Raw genomic sequence first — 23,250 nt, forward strand, 5'->3', positions numbered from 1 at the left:
CGAACCCCGGGGACGCGGCTTGATCGCACGCGTCCCCGGGGTGTGACCGGCAGGGTCGAGCCGGCCCGGACGGCAGGGCCTCCCCCGAGATTGAAGCCCTGACCTCATCACAGCGACTGAGTCCGCAACCCCCCAAGCGGTGCCCAGTCACTGAGAAAGACGCAAAAGAGGCGCCCGATGGTTGCTCAGGGTGAAAAGAATATTTCAGAGAGTCACAGGGTGGGGTGCGGGCCCCGGAAGAACCGCCCCGCGATGGCCGCCCCCGCCGTGGGGTCCGGGCTCGCCGCCAGCACCGCCACCGCCACGTCTCCCTGCCAGCCCACGAACCAGGACAGCGGCTTGCGGTCGCGGGTCGCGACGGCGGTGATTCCGTAGACGGAGCCGCCCGGAGCCGCGGCGGCACGGGCGGAACCCGCGACCACGCCGGAGCGCATGAAGATGCGGAGGGTCTCGACCGTCTTCGCGTCGAGCGGGACCGGGTTCAGCGGCTTGGGCGGCGCGGCCTCGACGGACGGGTCGAGCGTCTTCGGCTCGGTGACCAGGACGGGCGGCCGCCAGGTGCCCGAGGCGACCGCTCCCGCGACCAGCGCCATGGACAGCGGGCTGACCAGGACGTTCTGGCCGGCGATGGCTCTGGCCGTCGCCGCGTCCGTGCTCAGCGGCTTCATCGAGCCGCTGAAGGTCTTCAACGGAAGGGTCCACGGCGCCCCGATGCCGAACTGGGTGGCGCTGGCCTTCAGCTCGGAGCCTCCGATCCTGCGGGCGAGCGAGGCGAGCGCGGTCACGCACCCGCTGGCGAAGTTGGCCTGAAGGCTCGGCGTCTCCCCGACGGGCGGCGCCGCCTGATGGAACCGGGCGCCGCCGACACTGCGATCGGGGGGGCACGCGAGCTTCTGCTTGGGATCCATCTGGGCCTTGATCAGAGCCTCGACGGACATGATCGAGAAGGTGCTTCCGGCGGGGAACTTCCCGTCGAACGCGTCTGTCTCCTGGTTGTACTCCTTGGTGGTGGAGACGGCCAGCACCTCACCGGTCGAGGCCTGGACCGCGACCAGCATGCCGGGGGTTCCGCCGCTCAACGCGGCGTCGGCGGTCTTCTGCTCCGTACGGTCGAGCGTGGTCAGGACCGGCGAGGTGGCGCGATCGGGATTCCACTTCTTGAGCTCGGTCACCTTCGTCGGATCCTTGAGATCCACGGTCACCACGCGGGTCTCGGTCGAGCCGGTCAGGTGCTCCTGGTACGCCTTCTGCAGCCCGGTCCGGCCCACCGTGTCTCCGGCCCGCTGCGGTCCGCCGAGCTGCTGGACGAGCTCCGGGGTGACCGCGGTGACACTGCCGACGATCTGGGTGGGCGAGTCGGGTGCGAGCGACTGCGGCTGCCGGGCGATCTCGACGCCGGGAATGGCCGTGATCTGATCACCGAGCTGGGCGAACTTGGCGCGGCCGAAGGTGACGAGCGGCACCTCGATGTTGGGCCGGGCGGAGCGGATCCGGCTCAGCAGGCGATCCTGCGGGAATCCAGTGATCTTGGAGAGCCGCTCGCAGACCTCCTCCGCGTTCTTCAACGCGGCCGGGACCACACTCGCCACGTACAGGGTGGCCTGCTGCTGGAGCGGGTCACGGTGGCGGTCCAGGATCGGCTGGCGTTCCTGGGGGATGACGTCCACCGCGAAGCGCTGGCCCTCGTGGAGCTGAGGGTGGAGCACGCTGGGCGACCAGCGCACCTTCCAGCTGCCGTCCACCAGGTGGAGCGGGAGTTTGCCGTCGTACTCCCAGAGGGGGTTGTTCTCCCCCAGGTCGACCTCGGCCCTGAAATCGGCCTCCACCTGATCCCCGGTGCCCCGGATCCCGGTGAGGTCGAACCGGAACGAGGCGGCGTCGAGCTGGAGTTTGGCGTCCTCCAGAGCCTTGCGGACCACCTTCTCGTTCCCGTCGGTGCGACTGGCCGCCTCGGCGTAGTCACCCGTCTGCCAGCCGACCAGGAAGTCACGCACCGCCTCGTGGGCCGAAGGCTCCTCCAGACACCCGGACAGCATGGGAGTCATCGCCGCCAGCGCGAGCGCGGCGGCGACGGTACGCCGAGCCTTCCCCGTCACGATTACCTGTTCCTGTGCCTGAACTCGCGGGCCATCTCGCGCTTGGCCTGATTCTCCGCCAGCGTCTGCCGCTTGTCCCAGTCCTTCTTACCCTTGGCGAGGCCGATCTCGATTTTGGCCTTGCCGTCCTTGAAGTAGAGGGCGAGCGGCACCAGCGTGAGACCGCCTTCCTTGGTCTTGGCGACCAGCTTGGCGATCTCCTTACGGTGAAGCAGCAGCTTGCGGGTACGGCGCGCGGCGTGGTTGGTCCACGTCCCCATCGTGTAGGCGGGGATGTGGACGTTGATCAGCCAGGCCTCGCCGTCCTTGATGACGGCATAGCCGTCGAGGAGGGAGGCCCGGCCAAGACGTAGCGACTTGACCTCTGTGCCCTGCAGCACGAGACCAGCCTCGTAGGTGTCCTCGATGTGGTAATCGTGCCAGGCACGCTTGTTCTGGGCGATGACCTTCCGCCCGGTCTCACGTGGCATGCCTGGAGCCTACCGGGGACCGGGGGTGTGAGCCGCGCCCGAAAGCGGAAACGAGACAGGCGCGGAACACGGCACGCGAAACCGGCGGAAGCGCCCTGTGCGCACGGTGAGTACGGCGGGCACGATCACCGGCTCGTCAGACCCGTAGGTAACGACGGAGCGTGACGAACGACGCGAGCACACAGATGAGCACTCCGAAGACCATCGTGAGGCTGATCACCGACGCGACCGTCTCCCACGCCAGCTCGCTGTTGTTGTTGAGGGCGACCTGCACGGCGTCGAAGAGGAACACCTTGCTGACGATCAGCAGCATCGCGGCCACCACACCGCCGATCAGGCCGGAGATGACGCCCTCCATCACGAACGGAAGCTGGATGTAGAGGTTGGAGGCACCGACCAGGCGCATGATGCCGGTCTCACGTCTTCGGTTGTAGGCCGAGAGCCGGACCGTGTTACCGATCTGAAGCGTCGCGGCGAACACCAGGATGATCGCCACCACCAGTGCCGCCCAGCGGAGTTTCTCCAGCAATCCGAAGAACTTCTCCAGAAGCTCCTTCTGATTGATCACATTGGAGACTCCCGGGGCGCCGCTGAGCCGTTCGATCACCGCGCCGTAGGTCTCTGGATCCTTGAGCTTCACGCGGAACGACTCGGGCATGTCATCGACCTGGATCGCCGAGAGCAGCACGGTGTTGTTGGCGTTCTGGGTCCGGAAGTTCTTGTAGGCCTCGGCCGCGTTCTCGAAGGTGACCTGCTGGACCTCCGGCATGGCCTCGATGGTCGCCTTGAGGTCCGCCTGCTCCTGCGCGTTGACGCCGCCGCTGCCCTTGCACTGCGGGAAGGCGTCGTTCTTCTTGCACAGGAAGACCGAGACCTCGACCTTGTCCGTCCAGAAGTCTCTCATGCTGGAGATCTGAGAGTTGATCATCAGGCCAACGCCCAGCAACGCCATGCCGATCGCCACGGTCACGACGACGGCGATCGTCATCGTGAGGTTACGGCGGAGGCCGATCCAGACCTCGGAGAAGATGAAGTTTGCCCGCATGCTCTTCCTGTCGCTTTTGCCGGTCCCTGGTGTCAGTACGCCTGGCCGTACACGCCACGCGACTGGTCTCGGACGATCTTGCCGTCCTCCAGTTCCACTACGCGCTTGCGCATGGAGTCGACGATGGCCGCGTCGTGAGTGGCCATGACAACCGTGGTGCCGGTCCGGTTGATCCGGTCGAGCACCTTCATGATGCCGATACTCGTCGCGGGGTCGATGTTTCCGGTCGGTTCGTCGGCCAGCAGGATCATCGGCCGGTTGACGAACGCCCGGGCCATCGCGACCCGCTGCTGCTCACCACCGGAAAGCTCGTCGGGCATCCGGTGGGCCTTGCCTTCGAGGCCGACGAGCTCGACGACCTCGGGGACCACCTTACGGATGAATCGCCTGGGCTTGCCGATCACCTCCAGAGCGAACGCGACGTTTTCGTACACGTTCTTGTTCGGGAGCAGTCGGAAGTCCTGGAACACGCAACCAATCCGACGGCGCAGGTGCGGGATCTTGAAGTTGGACAGTCGGGCAAGATCCTTACCGGCCACGTGGATCGCACCGGAGTCGGGGCGCTCCTCCTTCAGGACCAGTCGAAGGAAGGTCGACTTCCCGGACCCCGAGGGGCCGACGAGGAATACGAACTCGCCCTTGTCGACATCGACGCTGACGTGGTCCAACGCGGGCCGGTTCTGGTTCACGTAGACCTTGGTGACATTATCAAAATGGATCACAGGCGCATCACGGCATGCCAGTCTAGGGGGTAGGACGGTCTCGGGAGTGGCAGAGGTCCACTTCCGCCTCGCGCCGGCCGGAGGGCGCCGGTCTTTACTCTGGATCGACGTTCCGGTTGGCCGCAGCCCAGTCTAGGGGGAAGACTGGCATGGAACGTCCATAACGGAAACAAAACGATTCGGCGCCCGGTAACAACCGCATAAAGTAGTTCTGACCTCGAAGAGGGAGGACCTCATGAGTTGTGAAGACCTGGTCTGCGCGGGGTGCGCTCATCCCGTCGCCGAAGGCCGCTGTCCCCTCTGCCGCGCCAACCGCGAGCGGATGCACCAGAACGGCATGGGAGGGATGACGCCGGCGCTCATCTCGCTGGCGCTGATCGCGCTCTTCTTCCTCACCCTCGCGCTGAGGCACCTCACGGGCGCCTGATCCTCCACGGGCGACCAAGGACCCTCACGAGCGCTTGGTCCCCCACGGACGGCCGAGAACCCCGAAGAGCGGCCGCGGGCACCCGTGGGGGCGCCTCACGACCGCTCACGGCGGTGTCAGTCCGCCTTCCGGCGGCCTCGCCTACTCGTCGGCGCCCGACTCCTGGCGGCGGGTCCACCGGATCTCCGCCTCGATGAACTCGTCGAGGTCGCCGTCCAGCACCGCGCTCGGGTTGCCCGCCTCGGCGCCCGTCCGCAGGTCCTTCACGATCTGGTAGGGGTGCAGCACGTAGTTGCGGATCTGGGTGCCCCACGAGGTGGTGGACTCACCCCGGATCTCGTTCAGCGCGGCGGCCTCCTCCTGCCGCTTGCGCTCCAGCAGCTTGGACTGCAGGACCGCCATCGCGGTCGCCTTGTTCTGCAGCTGCGATCGCTCGTTCTGGCAGGAGACCACGATGCCGGTGGGCAGGTGGGTCAGGCGGACCGCGGAGTCGGTGGTGTTGACGCCCTGACCGCCGGGCCCCGACGACCGGTAGACGTCGACGCGCAGGTCGTCCTCGTTGATGTCGATGTGGTCGGTCGTCTCGACGACCGGCACCACGTCCACGCCCGCGAAGGAGGTCTGGCGGCGGCCCTGGTTGTCGAACGGGCTGATCCGGACCAGGCGGTGGGTGCCGTGCTCGCCGCGGAGCGTGCCGTACGCGTAGGGGGCCTTGACGGTGAAGGTCGTCGACTTGATGCCGGCCTCCTCCGCGTAGGAGGTCTCGTAGACGTCCGTCGGGTAGCCCTTGCGCTCGGCCCACCGCAGATACATCCGCTGGAGCATCTGGGCCCAGTCGGCGGCGTCCACGCCGCCCGCCTGAGACTGAATCGTGACGACGGCCTCGCGGGCGTCGTACTCGCCCGAGAGCAGGGTGCGGACCTCAAGGGCTCCGACGTCGCTCTTCAGGGAGGCCAGCTCGCGCTCGGCCTCCTCGCGGGTCTCCTCGTCGTCTTCGGCGGCGGCCAGCTCGTAGAGGACGGTCAGGTCCTCCAGCCGCCGCCCCAGGGACTCGACCCTGTTGACCTCGCCCTGCAGGTAGGAGAGCCTGCTGGTGACCTTCTGGGCCCGTTCCTGGTCGTTCCACAGGTCCGGTGCGGCGGACTGATCCTCGAGCTCCTCGATCTGCTTGCGCATCGCGTCGAGGTCGAGCACGTCCTGAATACTGTTCAGCGTGCCTCTAAGCTCGTTTATCTCTTCTGCCGGGTCGATGAGTGCCACGTCTACAAAGGGTACGCGACCACCAAGCCCCATTGTGTACGGCAAGCACCCGTGCCATGGCTAGCATGGGCGCGCGGGGACCATCGGGAGGCGGACGTGCGGGGACATCGGCGAGGAGGCCTGCTCTCGCTCGCCTTGAGCGTCCTGACCGCCCTGACCGTCCTGATCGGCACGGCGGCGTGCGGGGGCGGCGACGCCTCTCCGAAGCCGACCCCCTCGGCCAGCAGCGCCGTGCCCACCGTCGCCCCCCCTCCCGCCGCCGCGCCCCAGGTCACGCTGGCCGACGCCGGCGAGGCACTGGCGGGGATCATCAGCGCCGACGTGGTGCTGGGAGCGGCGACGCCGCATCAGGACGCCGACCGCAAGAACCTCCTGGATCAGACTCGCGACGGGCAGAGGGCCCTCGCCGCGGCCGCCTACGGCGACACGATCCCGCGATACACCTGGGGAAAACCCGACCTGCTGGTCCCGAGGGTCCAGGGAGGCACTCCCTGGTTCGCCGCGATCGTCAGGCGCAAGGACGCGGCCGGCAAGACGCGCCTCGCCGTACTGACCGTGATGAGGCAGGGCCAGGACGACTGGCAGCTCAGCTCCACCTCGCTGCTCGACCCGGGGGTCCGGGCACCGGCGATCACCAAGGACGCCGACGGCTACGTGACCGCGCTGGGCGAGGAGGACCCGACCGTGGAGATCAGCCCGCGGCTCATGGCCCCGCTCCACGCCACCTCCGCCGAGGAGGGCGCCGAGGGCTTCGCCGCCGGGCTGATCGAGGACGGCCCCCACACCACCGGCTACGCCACCGAGATCGTGAAGAAGCGCGCGGCCGAGAAACAGCAGTGCCGGGGGTATGACTCGATCTTCGCCGCGAGCGACTATCCGGTGCACGCACTGCGCACCGCCGACGGCGGCGCGCTGATCCTCTACTCACTGATCAGGACGACGACCCAGACGGTCAAGATCGGACCGTGCGCGGCGGACTTCAAGGTCCCGCCGAACCTCGCGAAGCTGACCTCGGACAGCTTCGTCCTCAAGGAACTGCGCACCGTGGAGACCCAGCAGTACGTGAGCACGGTCCCGGCCAAGAACAGCGGCGGTCCGGCCAGGGTCATCGGCTATCTCGGCGGCGTCACCAAGGTGACCGTGAGCTGAGCCCGCAGGCCGGGCCCGGGTCGGGCCGGGTCCTCCTCCTCGGCCGGAACACCCCGGCCGGCCCGGAACTCCCGACCGGCCCGGAACAGAGCTCCCGATCGGGCCGGGCCCTCCGGTCTGGAGGGCCCGGCCGCCAGAGTCAGATGTCGCTGTGCGGGAGGTTGGTGGTGGCCACCAGCGTGCGGATCGCACGCAGCGCCACCGACAACGTCGCCAGGTCGAAGTGGTCGCTCTCCCAGATCTCCGACAGGGTCTGATTGGCCCTGGCCACCGCCGCCGAGTTCGCCTCGGTCCAGCGCGCCAGCCGCTCCTCGGGCGCGAGCCCCGGCGTGCTGTGCACCAGGACGTCGTGGGTGAGAGAGGCGTGCGAGGCGTAGAGATCGTCACGGAGCGCGGCCCGCGCCATGGAGTTCCAGCGGTTGTCCCTGGGCAGCGCGATGACGCGCTCGCGCAGCCTGGAGAGCTGGAGCCGGTCGGCCAGGTCGAAGTAGACCTCGGCCACCTCGTTCACCGGCCGGCCGGTACGCGAGGCCACCTCCACCAGGTCGAACGTGGAGTACGCGGGGACCATCGCGGCCACTCGCTCGGCCAGGTCCGCGGGGACGCCCCGGGCGACGAAGCTGTCACGCCGGTCCTCGAACGCGGCCAGGTCGGACCCGGTCAGCAGCTTGGGCAGGTGGGGCAGGAGCCCGTTCATGCCCTTGGCGAAGAAGCTCACCGTGGAGGCCAGGTCCAGCGGCGAGCGCCGGTTGCCCAGCAGCCAGCGGCTGCCTCGCTCGGCGAGCTTGCGGGCCTCCAGCTCCATCGCGATCTGGGTGGAGGTGTCCACCTTGTTGTCCAGCTCCTCGATCCGCCGCCAGAAACTCGGCAGGTCGAAGACCTCGCGGGTGACCAGGTAGGCGCGGACGATGTCCGGGGCCGACGCGCCGCTCTCCTCGCCGATGCGGAACATGAAGGTGGTGCCGCTGGAGTTGACCAGGTCGTTCACCACACCGGTCGTGATGATCTCCCGGCGGAGCGGATGGGTGTCCATGTAGGTGCGCAGGCGCTGGCGCAGCGCCGACGGGAAGTAGGACACCAGCCACGACGCCAGATAGGGGTCGTCGGGCAGGTCGGAGGCGAGGATCTCCGCGTCCGTCACCAGCTTGGTGTACGCCAGCAGCACCGAGAACTCCGGCGGGGTCAGCCCGAGCCCGGCCTGACGCCGTTCGGCGAGCGTCTTGTCCGACGGCAGGAACTCCAGCTCCCGGTTGACCAGTCCGGCCCGCTCCAGTTTGCGCAGCTGGCGGGAGTGGATGTGCAGCATCTCCGGCGCCTGCGCGCGGGCCGCGGCCAGCACCACGTTCTGGTCGTAGTTGTCCCGCAGGACCAGATCCGCCACCTCGTCGGTCATGTCGAGGAAGAGCTGGTTGCGCTGCTTGTCGGTGAGCTCTCCGTCGCGGACCGCCCGGTCCAGCAGGATCTTGATGTTGACCTCGTGGTCGGAGGTGTCCACCCCGGCGGAGTTGTCGATGAAGTCGGGGTTGACGAGCCCGCCGTTCAGCGCGAACTCGATCCGGGCGAGCTGGGTGAAGCCCAGGTTGCCGCCCTCGCCGATCACCTTGCAGCGCAGCTCGGAGGCGTCGACCCGCAGGCCGTCGTTCGCCTTGTCGCCGACCTCGGCGTTCGACTCGCTCGACGCCTTGGCGTAGGTGCCGATGCCGCCGTTCCAGAGCAGGTCCACCGGAGCCCGCAGGATGGCGCTGATCAGGTCGTTGGGGGCCAGCGACGTCACCCCGTCGGCGATGCCGAGCGCGACGCGCATCTGCTGGGAGACGGGGATCGCCTTGGCCGTACGGGACCAGACGCCGCCGCCCTTGGAGATGAGCGAGGCGTCGTAGTCGGCCCACGAGCTTCGCGGCAGCGCGAACATCCGGGCGCGCTCGGCGTAACTGCGCGCGGCGTCCGGGTCGGGGTCGATGAAGATGTGCCGGTGGTCGAAGGCGGCGATCAGCCGGATGTGCTGGGAGAGCAGCATGCCGTTGCCGAACACGTCGCCGGACATGTCTCCGACGCCGGCCACGGTGAAGTCGGTGGTCTGCACGTCCACGCCGATCGTGCGGAAGTGGTACTTGACCGACTCCCAGGCGCCCCGCGCCGTGATGCCCATGGCCTTGTGGTCGTAGCCGATCGAGCCGCCCGAGGCGAAGGCGTCGCCGAGCCAGAAGCCGTACTCCTTGGCCACGCCGTTGGCGATGTCGGAGAACGTCGCGGTGCCCTTGTCGGCGGCGACCACGAGGTAGGTGTCGTCCTCGTCGTGCCTGACCACGTCGGCGGGCGAGACCACCTGCCCGTCGACGAGGTTGTCGGTGATGTCCAGCAGTCCGGAGATGAACATCCGGTAGCAGGCGATGCCCTCGACCAGCGTGTCTTCCCGTGAGCCCGACTTAGGCGGATTTTTCACGACAAAGCCACCCTTGGAGCCGGTGGGAACGATGACGGTGTTCTTCACCATCTGCGCCTTCACCAACCCGAGAACCTCGGTGCGGAAGTCCTCCATGCGGTCCGACCAGCGCAGACCGCCTCGGGCGACCTTCCCGAAGCGCAGGTGCACGCCCTCGACCCGCGGGGAGTAGACGAAGACCTCGAACCTCGGCCGGGGCAGCGGCAGCACGCTGATCGACGGCGAGTCGAACTTCAGGCTGATGTACGGCTTACGCCGGCCGTCCACGGTCTGGTAGTAGTTCGTCCGCAGGGTGGCACTGATCATCTCCAGGTAGGCCCGCAGGATCCGGTCCTCGTCCAGGGAGGCCACGTCGTCCAGGGCGCCCAGGATCTCCTCGTGCAGCGCGTCGCACAGCTCGGAGCGGACCTCCTCCGAGCGCCGGGGGTCCAGCCTGACCTCGAACAGCCGCACCAGCAGCCGCGCGAGCCGTACGTTGCCCAGCAGCACCCGCTCGATGTAGGCCTGGCTGAACGTGGTCCCGGCCTGGCGCAGATACTTGGCGTAGACCCGCAGGATCTCGGCCTGCTCCCAGGTCAGCCCCGCCGCCAGGACGAGCCCGTTGAACCCGTCGCTCTCGACCTGCCCGTACCACAGCGCACCGAAGGCGTCCTGGAAGAGCCGCTTGAACTCGTCCCTGTCCACCTCCGACGAGGGGGTGTAACGCAGGCCGAAGTCGTAGATCCAGGCGTCCTTGGTCTCCGGGCGGTTGTCGCGGTCGATCTCGTACGGCCGCTCGTCGACCACCTCGACGCCCATCCGCTGGAGCAGCGGCAGCACGCGGGACAGGGAGATCGGCGCGCCGATCCGGTAGAGCTTGAACCGGCGCTCGCCCTCCGCCGAGTCGTACGGCTCGTAGAGGTTCATCCCGATCTCGTCGGAGGAGCTGGCCAGCGCCTCCAGGCGGCGCAGGTCGGCGACCGCCATCCGGGCGGGGAAGTCGGCCTTGTAGCCCTCCGGGAACGCCGTGGCGTACCGGCGGACGAGCCGGGGCGCCTCCTCCTCCGAGCTCAGCTCGGTGATGGCCGTGGCCAGGTCGTCCTCCCAGGAGCGGGTGGCCGCGGCCAGCTTCGTCTCAAGCTCCTCGACGTTCACCGCGCCGGCGGTCAGCGGCTTGCCCCGCTCGCCGCGCACGACCACGTGCAGCCGGGCGAGGGCCGACTCGCCGATCATCGCGCTGTAGTCGAAGGAGGTCCCGCCGACCGCCTTGAGCAGGACCTCCTGCATCTTGAGGCGGATCTTGGTGGTGTAGCGGTCGCGCGGAAGGTAGATCAGGCACGAGATGTAACGGCCGTAGTCGTCCGGGCGGAGGAAGACCTTGACCTGCTTGCGCTCGCGCAGCAGGAGCACGCCGAGCGCGATCGGCAGCAGCTGTTCCACCGAGGTCTGGAAGAGCTCGTCTCGGGGGAAGGTCTCCAGGATCTCGATGAGGTCCTTGCCGTCGTGGCTCTCGGCGTCCAGCCCCGCCAGTTCGAGGACCTCTGCCAGCTTGCGCCGGAGCACCGGGATACGGGAGATCGACTCGTTGTAGGCCACGTGGGTGAAGAGGCCGAGAAAGCGCCGCTCGCCGACGACCTCGCCCGAGGCGTCGAAGAGCTTCACGCCCACGTAGTCGAGATAGGCCGGGCGATGAACGGTGGCGCGGGTGTTGGCCTTGGTGATGATCAGCATCTGCTGCTTCTCACGGGCCTTGGCACGCAGTTCGGGAGGGAGCGCGGCGAAGCTGTCGGAACCCACCTTGTCGTGGCGGAGGATGCCGAGGCCCGTACCGGCTATCGGGTGCAGCCGGTCGCCCTCCTCGCCCTCCTCCAGGCGGTACTCGCGGTAGCCGAGGAAGGTGAAGTGCCCGTCGGCCAGCCAGCGCATCAGCTCCAGGCTGTCCGCCACCCCCGTGGGGTCGAGCGGCGGCGGGTTGGCCGAGACGTCCTCCGCGGTCCGCAGGGCGAGGGCGCGCATCTTGACGAAGTCCTCGACGGCGTTGCGCACGTCCTCCAGGACCCGCTGGAGGTCGGTCTCCAGCTGCTTGAGCACGGCCGGGTCGTTCTGCCGGTCGATCTCGAAGTGCATCCAGGACTCGGGGAGCACCTGCCCGGTGATGTCCTCCTCGCCGCGGCCCAGCAGCTTGCCCGTCATGTCCCTGCGGACGCGCATCTGCGGGTGGACGACGAGCTGGGTGCCGATCTGGTGGCGGTCGAACTCCATCGTGACCGAGTCGACCAGGAAGGGCATGTCGTCGGTGACCACCTCGACGACCGAGCCCCCCGGGTCCCAGCCGTGCTCCTCCAGGGTCGGCGTGTAGGCCCGCACCAGGGCACGGCCCTGGGGGCGCTTCTCGGCAAGCTGCCGCTGAGCCATCGCCGGGCCGTACACATCAACCGGGTTGCGGCTCAGCAGGTCCTCTGGGGCGACATGCCGGTAGTAGAGCCTGAGAAAGGCGAGTGCCTCCTCATCACTCACGTGGTCGCTGCCCGGTGTGTGCGCGCACATCTCGGCGGCACTCCTCAGCAGCTCGTCCTTCGCCTCGTCGAGCGGCATGTCGCTCTCACTCCTTTGTGAGGGGTTGTTGCACATTTGATAGGAATCCATGGCCAAGCCCATAAATTCCATGGTGAGGAAGGTGGCGTGGGGTGAGCCCCCTCCGAGATGCCGGCGCCTCTATCGAACGAATTACCCGTACTTGTACCCGTTCAGCCGCCCGGTTCTCCACTGCCCAGCCGTCGGAACACGGCAGACCCGCCACACGAGGGTTGTCTCGCCATGCGTGAACGGATGTCTGAATGGTTGCCGCGAGTCGGCATGTGACCCGCGTTCCCTCGCCATTGCCGGCGGAGAACCGGCGATCTCGTGGTCGGAGACGGCGAGTTCTTGCTGGGGGGAGGCGGTAGGACCAGCATCCCACAGGGTGGGGTCGGAAAGGTCGCGGCGCAACCGAACGAGTTCGGTCTCGCCGGTACCGAACCTCCGCCCACCGGGCATGGCCCGCGGCACGACACCTCCAGAGGCAACCTGTCTCGATCCCCATTGACCGAGACATGGCGCCGCTCCTGATACCACCTGAAAAGTGGCAAAACGTCAATGTGGCGTCCGGTCCTCGTTCAGATCGTTGGAGCGGTCCCGCCGCACAGCGTCGAGGAATCCGGGAACCTCACTCAGTTCCCGGAGCTCGAGCTGGCACTCCTCGCACGCCATGAGGTGGCGCTCGAACACCTCGTGATCCTCTTCGTCGAGCACCCCGAGGGCGTATGCGGCCACATCATGATGCGGGGAGGGGAACATCAGCTCGCAACACCTCTCTCCTTCAGGACCTTTCGGAGAGCCCGGATCCCGTAGTAGAGCCGGGACTTGACCGTGCCCGGCGGAATCCCAAGAATTTCCGCCGCTTCGTTAATCGTACGGTCCCGTAGGTAAGTGTGCTCGATGACTTCGCGGTGTTCTGGAGACAGTTCGCGCAACGCATCGGCGACGATCATCGTCTCGATCGTCCGATCCGATCCGTCGGGCACGGGAACGGCGTTCGCGTCGGGCGGCTCGACCTCCTGCGGTCTCGCCCCTCGCTTGCGGCGGCCGTCGATGACGATACGGCGGGCGACGGTGAGGAGCCAGGCCCACAACAGACCAGGCTCCCGATGCAACCTCCCTGCGTTGCGCCAGGCGCGGACGAGCGTCTCCTGGACGACGTCCTCGGCCCATTGCAGATCATTGCCTGTGGCCTTGCGTACATGCCGGAGCAGAGGAGCACCGAACTCCCGGTACAGACCTTCTACCAGGACGACATCGGTGTCCATGCTCTCGAACCGACTGTCGAGTTGACGACGCACGGGCACATCTTTACACCTTCGTTATCAGTCACGTCTGCAACTCTGGCAACTCCAGTTATTTCTAACTATCTCATCACTTCCTATGAACCTCCCTTGGTGACGCCGCGTACCTCCCACCAAGTGCGCCCGCACCGGCGGGTCCTCGGGGAAGGAAAGACCATGGCAGTGCGGCACATCCCATGGCCGGTCGGAACCGTCCTCGCCCTCCCCCTCCTCGCCGCACTCGGCGAGGGTTCCACCGTAGGAGACGCTTACGCGGTTCCCACCACCACTCAGGACACGGAGGAAGGCGCAGGCCGGAGCGTCTGCGGCACGTGGTTCACGGACGGCGGGCCGCGGGCTGGGAAGCCTCCGGCCACGGATGGCCACTAGGCGACCGGGCCGGACCGTGTTCGGCAAACTACGCCGCCGCTTCGGGACCGGAGAGGCGCTGCTGTTCGGAATCTTCATCGCGATCGCCGCCGTGGCGGTCGTGGTGCTGACCCCGCCCGGCGGCTCCTCCTCCACCTCCGCCACCCCTCAGGGCTGGACCCAGACGTCCCACGGGCCGCTGAGCCCAGCCGACCGCGACTTCCTCGCCAAGGTCCGCATGGCCGGTCTCTGGGAGATACCCACCGGCCAGCAGGCCCAGCAAAGAGCGGGGAACAAGCGGGTCAAGGAGGTCGGCATGCACCTGATGACCGACCACCTCAAGCTCGACGAGGAGGTCCGCGACGTCGCGGCCCGGCTGAACGTGGTGCTGCCCAGCCAGCCCAACGCCGACCAGCAGGGCTGGATGGCACAGCTGTCGAGCCTTTCCGGCTCCGAATACGACCGCACTTTCGCCCAACTGCTCAGGCAGGCCCACGGAAAGGTCTTCGGGGTGGTCGCCGGGATACGCGCCGGCACCCGTAACGACCTGATCCGACCCTTCGCCCAGCGGGCGGTGAACGTGGTCATGAAGCACATGGCCTTGCTGGAGAGCACCGGGCTGGTCGACTACTCGCTCCTGCCCGAGCCTCCGGCCCCGTCACCGCCGCCCGCCACGGCTGCTCTCGACACACCTGTGAGGAGAGAAATCTCTTGAAACGCGCGTTCGTCACCATGTCCGCGCTGGCACTGGCCGCCAGCACACTCACCGCCGTCACGATCACGGTGAGTACGGTCCCCGCCTTCGGTGATCACTGCGATCCCGCCGAGCAGGGCCAGAGCCAGGCCCAGAGGCAGCAGAACCAGGACCGGCAGGGCCAGGACCAACAGGAGCAGGGCCGGCCGGATCAACCCGCGCAGGACGCTCCCGCGCAGGACCCCGCCGCGCAGGACCTTCCCCCCGCGGGAGGAGCGGTCAACCAGGCCTCACCCACCCGGGCGCCTTCCCCCGAGACCGGCGAGGCCCCCGAGACCTCTCCCACCCAGGCGCCCGAGGACGAGCCCGCCGACGAGTCGCTCTCCCGCCGCCGGCCCACCCAGACGCCCGGCCGTACGCCCACCCAGGCCCCTCCCTCCGCGTCCCCCACCCCCGCGCCCTCCGAGTCCCCCGCGCCCACGCCCTCCGAGCCCGCGCCCTCCGAGCCCCCCGCGCCCGACGAGGACGAGGAAGCGGCGGAGTGCGCCGACCTCGGCCCGTTCCCCGAGGACTTCATCGACATCAGGCAGGTCCAGCGGAACTTCCAGGAGGTCCGGACCCAGCGCCGGGGTTCCTCGGGCACCTTCACCTCCCGGTGCGGCCGGAACGAGAACCGCCACCACAACTCCGACAACTTCATCGTGGCCCCGGGGGTGAGCAACGGCGCCCACCACGTGCACGACTACGTCGGCAACCTGTCCACCGACGGGTTCTCCACCGACCAGTCCCTGGCCGCGGCGGGAACCACGTGCGCGCTGGGCGACCGTTCGACCTACTTCTGGCCGGTCCTGCGCGACCGTACGAACGACACCAACGCCGACGACGCGGACGGCAACGTCGGCAGCATCATGACCCCCCGCCAGGTGAGCCTGCAGTTCCGGGGGAACCCGGTGTCCAAGGTCACCGCGATGCCCAGGTTCATCCGGATCATCACCGGTGACGCCAAGGCCGCCACGAACGGCGGCGCGAACGCCCTCGCCAAGTGGAGCTGCACGGGATTCGGCAACCGGGTGACCACCAAGTATCCGCTCTGCCCCCGCGGCAGCCGGCTCCTGCGGATCCTGGACTTCCCCAGTTGCTGGGACGGCCAGAACACCGACAGCGCCAACCACCGCACCCACGTGCTCTTCCCCGACGCGAACGGCGCCTGCCCCTCGGGCACCAGGGCGGTCCCGCAGCTCCGGATGACCCTGACCTACACCACTCCGCGTACGGCGTCCTTCGCGCTGGACGCCTTCCCCGAGCAGCTCCACAACCCCGTCACCGACCACGGCGACTTCGCGAACGTGATGTCGAACCAGCTGATGCGGTTCGCGGTGGACTGCATCAACCGGGGACGGCGCTGCTGATCCACCCTCAGGACGGCCGCTCCCCCGTCTCCGCCTCCTTCAACCCGAGTCCCGGCGGAGACGGGGGAGCGGCATTCCCCGGCCCACTGATCCGCTGGCCGGCAGCCCCGCGGCCCTGTGGAAACACGGCCCCCACCCGCAACACGCACACGTCATCGAGCCGATTCATGGAAATTTCCAGAAAGGAGGCGCTGGTGGGTAATCGACGGACTCCACGCCATACCCGATCAGAGGACGGAACGAGCCTTGATCGCAGGCCCGCTCGGATCGCCTTCGGCGCCGTGACCACGATTTCCGTGGTCGCCCTGCTCATGCTGGCGCGCACGCCGGCGGGCATGGACATGGCCGCGGCCGTCCGTGGAGTTCTCTCGTTCTTCGCGGGCGTGGCGGCCCTCGTCGCGCTGACCGTCACCGTGGCGCTCGGCCTGCTCTCCGCGGATCGTGTCGTCCTCCCCGCCCTGGGGAGGATCCGTACCCAGTTCGCCCACCGGGCCGCCGCGCTGGTGGGCATGGGCTTCCTGGCCACCCACGTGCTCATGAAGATCGTGGAGGGCAGGGTCTCCCCGGCCTCCGCCGTGGTCCCGACGGCGACCGCGGGACCGGGCCTCTACGTCGGCTTCGGCGCGATCGCCTCCGACCTGATGATCCTGGTCTTCGCGACCGGGATCGCCCGGGCGAGCTTCGCGGAGAACCGCAGGCCGTGGCTCTGGAGGTTCCTGCACGGCTCCGCCTACCTGGCGTGGCCGGCCGCGATCCTGCACGGGCTCACCGCGGGCCGCCAGCCCGCCGAATGGGTGACCTGGAGTTACGTGGTCTGCCTGACCGCCGTGGGCGCCGCCCTGCTGATCAGGATGATCTCCGCCCTCCAGCCCAGGCAGGTCGTCGTCCGCATCGAGGCGCCGGTGGAACAGCCCGTCGCCGCGGACGTGACCCCGCCCCTCAGCATCGTCGGCCGCGTCCCACGCCGGGAGCGCGAGGAACAGCCCGAGCTTCACCGGATCGGAGGTGTCGGATGATCCCCTATCGAGTCCCCCCTGTGCGGCAACTCGGCCCGGCCCGGCTGACCGCCGGGCTTGAGGACCGCCGCAGGATGGACCTCGCCGCCCACCGGGCCATGCACGGCACGGCGGCGAGCATGAGCGCGGAGGAACTCGCGGCGCTGGCCGACGAGGTCGACCTCCGCGGACGGGGAGGCGCCGCGTTCCCCTTCGCCCGCAAGCTCCGCGCCGTGATGGACAAGCGCTCGGAGAAGGTCGTCCTCGTCAACGCCGCCGAGGGCGAACCGGCGAGCAGCAAGGACACGATGCTGCTCACCCGGACCCCCCACCTGGTGATCGAGGGCGCGTTGCTCGCGGCGGGCGCGATCAACGCCAAGCGGATCGTGATCGCGGCCGTCAAGGGCGGGATGGGCGAGTCCTCGATCGCCGCCGCGGTCGAGGAGCGGGGCGTCGGCGACCGGGTCCGCGTCGTCGGCATCGTCGAACGGTTCATCTCCGGCGAGGGCGGCGCACTGGTCCGTTCGGTGAACGGCCTGGTGGGCGAGCCCCCGGGCCGCAAGGTCAGGGCCGTCGAGAGCGGGGTGAGCGGGCTGCCCACCCTGCTGTCCAACGCCGAGACCTTCGCCCAGCTCGCCGTCCTCGCCACCCTGGGCTCCGAGCGCTACGCCGACGTCGGCACGGCTCGCGAGCCCGGGACGGTCCTGCTCACCGTGGGAGGGTCCGCCAAGGCCCCGGCCGTGGTGGAGGTCGCGACCGGCACGCCGCTGTACGCCGTGCTGGACGCCTGCCAGGCCTCACTCGGCGAGGGCGTGCTGCTCGGCGGGTATCACGGTGGATGGCTCCACCCGGACGCCGCCGTCGTGGCGACCGTCTCCCGGCAGGGCATCACCGACGCGGGCGGGCAGCTCGGGGCCGGCATCATCGTGCCGCTCGGTGCGGAGACCTGCCCGCTGGGTGAGACGGCAAGGGTCGCGAAGTACCTGGCCGAGCAGTCGTCGGGACAGTGCGGGCCGTGCCGGCTCGGGCTCCCGGACGTCGCCCGGTCGATGGCCGAGATCGTGAACGGCTCGGCCGCGGCCCTGGACGAGCTGCGCCACAGGGCCGCGGGGGTCAAGGGAAGGGGTGCGTGCTTCCACCCCGACGGGACGTCCCGGTTCGTGCTGTCGGCGCTGGGCGCCTTCCCCGACGACATCGAGGAGCACATCCTCAACGGCACGTGCGGCCGCCCGGTCCAGGGCATGCTCCCCCTGCCTCCGCAGGAGAACGATCCCGAGGTCCGGCTGACCGTGGACTGGACCCGGTGCCAGGGCCACGGGCTGTGCGCCAAGCTCGCCCCCGACCTCATCCATCTCGACGAGCACGGTTACCCGGTGCTCAGCCGCGAGGCCGTCCCCAACCAGTTCCGCCGGATGGCTCGCAGGACCGTCGAGATGTGCCCCGCCCTGGCCCTGCGAGTCGCCACCGGGTGATCTCCGGCCACGATCGGTCGAGCCGGCCGGTGGGTCTCGACGGGTCGTCTCCACGAAGGGGTGATCTCCGCCCGGAGGCGCCATGGACCGTCGGCCGGGTTCCCGGCACGCGTGAGCCCGAAGGACCTCCACCCCGAAGGCACCGCGGACCGGCGGCCGGGTTCTCGGCGGGTGCGGGCTCGGAGATCCGTTCCCTGACGTGACGCGAATGTGACCAACCGAAGTGGCCTGCCGGCCGTCTCAACGGGCAGCGACACCTGACTCTCGGGGAGAAAAATATGCGGGCCGTTCCGGACAGGCGCACGTTCCTCAGAATCGGAGGCATGACCGCCATGAGCCTGGGTGCCACGGCCTCCCCCGGCGCGCCCGACTGGAACGCGCTGGGACGAGGGCTGGACGGCAAGCTCATCCGTCCTGGCGACGCCGCCTACGACAGCGCCCGCCGGCTGTTCAACCCCGCCTTCGACGGCGTGCGCCCCGCGGGCGTGGCCTACTGCGCCAACCCCTCCGACGTGGCCGAGTGCGTGAACTTCGCCCGCCGGATGAACGTGCCGCTGGCCGTACGCTCCGGCGGGCACTCCTACGCGGGCTGGTCCACCGGGACCGGCCTGGTCGTCGACGTCTCCCGGATGGCCGCGGTGAGCCACGCGTCCGGCCGGGCGACCGTCGGGGCCGGGGCCAAGCTCATCGACGTCTACGACAAGCTGGCTTCCAAAGGGGTCAGCATCCCCGCCGGGACCTGCGCCACGGTCGGGGTGAGCGGGCTGGCGCTGGGCGGCGGGATCGGCGTGGTGTCCAGGAAGTACGGTCTGACCTGTGACGTGCTGGAGTCGGTCCAGCTGGTCACGGCCGACGGCCGGCTGCTGACCTGCGACGCCGATCACAATCCCGATCTGTACTGGGCCTCGCGCGGCGGCGGCGGGGGCAACCTCGGGGTGGCGGTCTCCTTCGGCTTCCGGACCCACCCCACGCGGGAGGTCACCACCTTCTTCCTGCACTGGCCGTGGGCGAAGGCCGCCAAGGCCCTGCGAGCCTGGCAGGCATGGGCGCCCACCGCCCCGGACGCGATGTGGTCCGGCCTGCACCTGAGCCGTGAGAACGGGCTGGACGTGGAGGTCGTCGGGCTCTACCTCGGTGGCAAGGCCGCCTGCGAGCGACTGCTCGACCGGCTGACGGACAAGATCGGCGCGACCTCTTCCTCCTCCGTCCGGCAGACCTCCTACCGCCACGCGATGATGGTCATGGCGGGCTGCGCCACGCTCTCGGTCGCCCAGTGCCACCAGCCCGGATCCCTGCCGGGACAGGCCCGCGGCGGCAAACTGTCCAGGGACGACTCGCGGGCCACGTCGCACATGGCCTACCGCCCGCTGTCCGAGGCCGGCGCCAAGGCCCTCGTCGCCGAGGTCGCCCGGCCCGGCAGCCACACCGTGCTGCTGGACGCCCTGGGCGGCGCCGTCGGACGGGTCCGCCCGGAGGCCACGGCCTTCCCGCACCGGGCCGCCCTCTACAGCGTGCAGTACTACGCCCATCGCGCCGGAGCCGCCACCTGGGCCAGGAAAGCTCACGACGCGATGCGCCCCCACTTCGGCGACCACGCCTACGTGAACTACATCGACCCGGGGCTCAGCGGCTGGCGCACCGCCTACTACGGCGCGAACGCCGCCCGGCTCTCCCAGATCAAGGCCGCCCGCGACCCCGGCCGCCTCTTCCGCCTCCCCCAGGGAATCTGATTCCTGTGTTGCGGCCCCCCATAGGGGTGATCAGTACAGCAGCTGTAGCGAAGTGCCGGTCGAAACAGGGCACCGAACCGTTCGGGGCAGCCCTGCGACTGCGCGATCAAATCGGCGTCGGTGATCTCTGACGGCGCCGGGCCCAGAGTGGGAGCTACCTGGGGGAGCTGACATCGAGACTGGCCCTTCGGCGACTTGGCGTGGACGGGGGTAGTTCGCCGAAGCCCCGATCAGTATTCACGCCACCCGCCCAGTGCTCCTGAGCAACAGGACATCAGTCACCACATGGTTTCCGTTACAGCCTTCGATTAATATAAGGATTCGTTATACCGGCAGTATGAGCTGGGAGATCACGCTGCACACCGAAGTGAACGCCTGGTTTCTCGACATCTGCAAGAACGACCCGATCACTGCGGAGAAGATCGCAGAAGCCCTGGACGAGCTCGCGCTTCAGGGTCCGGAACTCGGCCGCCCGCTGGTCGATCGAATCCACCACTCCCGCGTCCTGCACGACCTCAAAGAGCTACGCCCCCGAGTGCCCGGCGAAGCGGAGATCCGCCTGTTGTTCGTCTTCGATCCCACTCGAGAGGCAATCGTGCTGGTCGCCGGCGACAAGGCCGGAGGATGGAACCGGTGGTACCGCACGGCGATTCCCCTGGCGGAGGAACGTTATGCCGCATACCGCGCCGAGAAGCAGAAGGAGGAACGCTGATGAGCGAGTTCGTGAAGTGGACCAGCACTAAGGCCAAAATCCGCGAGATCGACCCTGACTGGGACTCCCCCGAGCGGGTCGCTGTCCGTGAGGCCAGCCGTGAGCAACTTCGGGCAGAGCTGCGCGGCGCTCAGCTCGCCGAGGCACGCAAGCGCCTGGGCATCACCCAGAAGCTCCTCGCCGAACGCATGGGCGTCACCCAGGCACGCGTGTCTCAGATCGAACACGGCCAGATCGGCGGCCTGGACACCCTACGCTCCTACGTTGTCGCCTTGGGCGGGACACTGGACGTGGTGGCCGACTTCGGAGACCACTCCGTGAAAGTCGCCTGAGCGACTGAGCGATGGCCGGCGGCCATGTTTGTTCGGCGGTTGCCCGTTGCGGCACGCAACGGGCAACCGCACCAGGTCAGACGACCGGGACGAAGTGCGACAGGACCTCGGGGTTGGCCATGGCGTCGAGGTTGGCGGCCTTCTCCGGGGGGACGCCGAGGAGGATCTTGCGGATGGGGACCTCCAGCTTCTTGCCGCTGAGGGTCCGGGGGATGCCGGGAACCTCGATGATCTCGTTCGGCACGTGGCGGGGGGAGAGCGCCTCCCGCAGGTCCCCGCGCAGGCGCGTGATCAGCTCGTCGGTCAGGGCCGAGCCCGGGGCCATGGTGACGTAGAGCAGCAGGCGGCCCTCCTGCCCGAGCTGACCGGTGTCGATCACCAGGCTGTCGGCGATCTCCTCGAAGCGCTCGACCACGCGGTAGAACTCGCTGGTGCCCATCCGGACGCCGCCCCGGTTCAGGGTGGAGTCGGAGCGGCCGTAGATCACGCATCCCCCGTCAGGAAGGAACTTGATCCAGTCGCCGTGCCGCCACACGCCGGGGTAGTCGGCGTAGTAGCTCTCCCGGTAGCGCGAGCCGGCGGGGTCGTTCCAGAACATCACCGGCATCGACGGCATCGGCTGGGTCACCACCAGCTCGCCGACCTCACCGATCACCGGCGTGCCCGAGGGATCGAAGGACTCCACCTTCGCCCCCAGGCAGGCGCAGGGGATCACGCCCGCGCGGACCGGGAGCAGCGGGACGGCGCCGACGAAACCGGTGCACACGTCGGTGCCGCCGGAGAAGGAGCCCAACTGCACGTCCGGCAGCGTCTCGTGCACCCAGGCGAACCCCTCGGGCGGCAGCGGCGAGCCGGTGGAGCCGAGGCCCCGCAGCCTGTCCAGCCCCGAGGGCTTCAGGTCCGCCTTCATGGACGCGATCACGTACGGGGCGCCGGTGCCGAAGTAGGTGACCCCCTCCTCGGCGGCCAGCCGCCACAGCGCGCCGGTCTCCGGGTAGGTGGCCGAACCGTCGTAGAGCAGCACCGTCGAGCCGACGAGCAGACCGCCGATGAGGTAGTTCCACATCATCCAGCCGGTGGTGGTGTACCAGAAGAAGACGTCGTCCTCGCCCAGGTCCTGGTGGAAGGAGAGCGCCTTGAGATGCTCCAGCACGATGCCGCCGTGACCGTGCACGATCGGCTTGGGCAGCCCGGTGGTGCCGGAGGAGTAGACGATCCAGAGCGGATGGTCGAACGGCACCGGCTCGAAGGACAGCGGTCCGCCGGAGGCCCGGAGATCCGCCCAGTCCAGGGTACGGCTGCCGCCTCCGGAGGCCGGACCCTCTCCCCCCGGGTCCTCGCCGGACGTCTTCTCCGTGCCCGGCGCGGAGATCCGTACCCGCGCGACCAGGGTCGGCAGTTTGGCGGCGATCTCCGAGACGACCTGGGCGCGGTCGAACCGCCTGCCGTTGTAGTCGTAGCCGTCCACCGCGATGAGCACCTTCGGCTCGATCTGCGTGAAGCGGTCGATCACGCTCGGCGCGCCGAAGTCCGGGGAGCAGGAGGACCAGACGGCGCCCAGGGAGGCGGTGGCGAGGAAGGCCACCAGCGTCTCGGGGATGTTCGGCGCGTACGCCGCGACCCGGTCACCCTTGCCGACGCCCAGCGCGGCCAGGCCGGCGCGAACCCGCGCGACCTCTCCGGCCAGCTCGCCCAGGGTGAGCGTCCGCCGCCCGCCCGACTCGTCGCGGAACACCACGGCCGGCCGGTCGGGATCGGTGGCGGCCCTGCGCAGCGCGTTGGCCGCGTAGTTCAGCGTCGATCCGGCGAACCACTCGACGTCCGGCATCGTGCCGGAGACGACGGGCCCGTCACCACGCTCACCGACGATCTCGAAGTAGTCCCAGACCGACGTCCAGAACTCGGCCGGGGCATCCACCGACCACCGCCACAGGGACTCGTAGTCACCGGAACGTCCGAGCCACTCCATGTAACGGGTGACCTTGGCGTCCCTCACGACCTCCGGGGTGGGTTCCCAGAGCAGCGCACCTTCCTCAACCATGGCCCCATCCTCTCGGCGGTCAGGCGGAATGTCATCCCCGGGGGT

Annotated in this window: 18 protein-coding genes; 9 read left to right on the plus strand and 9 right to left on the minus strand. The window is 68.8% G+C overall.

The features are described from left to right. Positions 1-212: 212 nt before the first annotated feature. From J2853_RS27325 to ftsE, 4 genes are all read right to left on the minus strand, one after another. Complete coding sequence (locus J2853_RS27325; RefSeq protein ID WP_307562828.1) at positions 213-2,096, minus strand: penicillin-binding transpeptidase domain-containing protein; 1,884 nt, start codon at positions 2,094-2,096, stop codon at positions 213-215. Positions 2,097-2,098: 2 nt separating this feature from the next. Further along, positions 2,099-2,566, minus strand: a complete 468-nt coding sequence (smpB, locus tag J2853_RS27330; RefSeq protein ID WP_307562830.1) for an SsrA-binding protein SmpB — start codon at positions 2,564-2,566, stop codon at positions 2,099-2,101. 136 nt (positions 2,567-2,702) lie between these two features. After that, positions 2,703-3,611: a permease-like cell division protein FtsX gene (ftsX, locus tag J2853_RS27335; RefSeq protein WP_307562833.1), complete on the minus strand. Its 909-nt coding sequence runs from the start codon at positions 3,609-3,611 to the stop codon at positions 2,703-2,705. A 32-nt stretch (positions 3,612-3,643) separates the two neighbouring features. Then, a complete protein-coding gene (gene ftsE, locus J2853_RS27340; RefSeq protein ID WP_307562835.1) occupies positions 3,644-4,333 on the minus strand; it encodes a cell division ATP-binding protein FtsE in 690 nt (229 codons plus the stop codon). Positions 4,334-4,568: 235 nt separating this feature from the next. Here ftsE and J2853_RS27345 point away from each other — a divergent pair, with 235 nt between their 5' ends. After that, positions 4,569-4,760: a hypothetical protein gene (locus J2853_RS27345; RefSeq protein WP_307562837.1), complete on the plus strand. Its 192-nt coding sequence runs from the start codon at positions 4,569-4,571 to the stop codon at positions 4,758-4,760. A gap of 141 nt (positions 4,761-4,901) precedes the next feature. Here the strand turns inward: J2853_RS27345 and prfB are convergent, their stop codons facing one another. Beyond that, on the minus strand, positions 4,902-6,020 hold the full coding sequence (prfB, locus tag J2853_RS27350) for a peptide chain release factor 2 (RefSeq protein WP_307562840.1): 1,119 nt from the start codon (positions 6,018-6,020) through the stop codon (positions 4,902-4,904). A gap of 96 nt (positions 6,021-6,116) precedes the next feature. On the opposite strand from prfB, the gene J2853_RS27355 reads away from it, so the two are divergent. Next, positions 6,117-7,169: a DUF8094 domain-containing protein gene (locus tag J2853_RS27355; protein WP_307562842.1), complete on the plus strand. Its 1,053-nt coding sequence runs from the start codon at positions 6,117-6,119 to the stop codon at positions 7,167-7,169. 139 nt (positions 7,170-7,308) lie between these two features. Here the strand turns inward: J2853_RS27355 and J2853_RS27360 are convergent, their stop codons facing one another. From J2853_RS27360 to J2853_RS27370, 3 genes are all read right to left on the minus strand, one after another. Beyond that, positions 7,309-12,186 carry an NAD-glutamate dehydrogenase gene (locus tag J2853_RS27360; protein ID WP_307562844.1) on the minus strand — a complete coding sequence of 1,626 codons (4,878 nt, stop codon included), beginning with the start codon at positions 12,184-12,186 and terminating at the stop codon, positions 7,309-7,311. 537 nt (positions 12,187-12,723) lie between these two features. Further along, complete coding sequence (locus tag J2853_RS27365) at positions 12,724-12,903, minus strand: zf-HC2 domain-containing protein (RefSeq protein WP_307562846.1); 180 nt, start codon at positions 12,901-12,903, stop codon at positions 12,724-12,726. A gap of 23 nt (positions 12,904-12,926) precedes the next feature. Beyond that, positions 12,927-13,436 (minus strand): sigma-70 family RNA polymerase sigma factor, encoded by a 510-nt coding sequence (locus J2853_RS27370; RefSeq protein ID WP_307562848.1) that lies wholly within the window; start codon positions 13,434-13,436, stop codon positions 12,927-12,929. Between the two features lie 394 nt (positions 13,437-13,830). On the opposite strand from J2853_RS27370, the gene J2853_RS27375 reads away from it, so the two are divergent. The 7 genes from J2853_RS27375 to J2853_RS27405 all read left to right on the plus strand — a co-directional run bounded on the left by J2853_RS27375 (position 13,831) and on the right by J2853_RS27405 (position 21,164). Beyond that, complete coding sequence (locus tag J2853_RS27375) at positions 13,831-14,535, plus strand: DUF4142 domain-containing protein (protein WP_307562849.1); 705 nt, start codon at positions 13,831-13,833, stop codon at positions 14,533-14,535. Beyond that, positions 14,532-15,923, plus strand: coding sequence for a DUF1996 domain-containing protein (locus tag J2853_RS27380; RefSeq protein WP_307562851.1), 1,392 nt, complete (start codon positions 14,532-14,534; stop codon positions 15,921-15,923). The genes J2853_RS27375 and J2853_RS27380 overlap by 4 nt, the downstream gene beginning before the upstream one ends. 281 nt (positions 15,924-16,204) lie before the next feature. Further along, positions 16,205-16,939 (plus strand): ferric reductase-like transmembrane domain-containing protein, encoded by a 735-nt coding sequence (locus tag J2853_RS27385; protein ID WP_307562853.1) that lies wholly within the window; start codon positions 16,205-16,207, stop codon positions 16,937-16,939. Further along, complete coding sequence (locus J2853_RS27390; RefSeq protein WP_307562855.1) at positions 16,936-18,390, plus strand: NADH-quinone oxidoreductase subunit NuoF family protein; 1,455 nt, start codon at positions 16,936-16,938, stop codon at positions 18,388-18,390. Before J2853_RS27385 ends, J2853_RS27390 begins: the two co-directional genes overlap by 4 nt. A 323-nt stretch (positions 18,391-18,713) precedes the next feature. Continuing rightward, on the plus strand, positions 18,714-20,120 hold the full coding sequence (locus J2853_RS27395) for an FAD-binding oxidoreductase (protein ID WP_307562857.1): 1,407 nt from the start codon (positions 18,714-18,716) through the stop codon (positions 20,118-20,120). Between the two features lie 337 nt (positions 20,121-20,457). Beyond that, positions 20,458-20,832: a type II toxin-antitoxin system RelE/ParE family toxin gene (locus J2853_RS27400; RefSeq protein ID WP_307562859.1), complete on the plus strand. Its 375-nt coding sequence runs from the start codon at positions 20,458-20,460 to the stop codon at positions 20,830-20,832. Then, positions 20,832-21,164 (plus strand): helix-turn-helix domain-containing protein, encoded by a 333-nt coding sequence (locus J2853_RS27405; RefSeq protein ID WP_307562861.1) that lies wholly within the window; start codon positions 20,832-20,834, stop codon positions 21,162-21,164. Before J2853_RS27400 ends, J2853_RS27405 begins: the two co-directional genes overlap by 1 nt. A gap of 76 nt (positions 21,165-21,240) precedes the next feature. Here the strand turns inward: J2853_RS27405 and J2853_RS27410 are convergent, their stop codons facing one another. Continuing rightward, positions 21,241-23,205, minus strand: coding sequence for an acetoacetate--CoA ligase (locus J2853_RS27410; protein WP_307562863.1), 1,965 nt, complete (start codon positions 23,203-23,205; stop codon positions 21,241-21,243). Between the last annotated feature and the right edge of the window lie 45 nt (positions 23,206-23,250).

It is taken from the genome of Streptosporangium lutulentum (genome assembly GCF_030811455.1).
Classification (GTDB): Bacteria; Actinomycetota; Actinomycetes; order Streptosporangiales; family Streptosporangiaceae; genus Streptosporangium; species Streptosporangium lutulentum.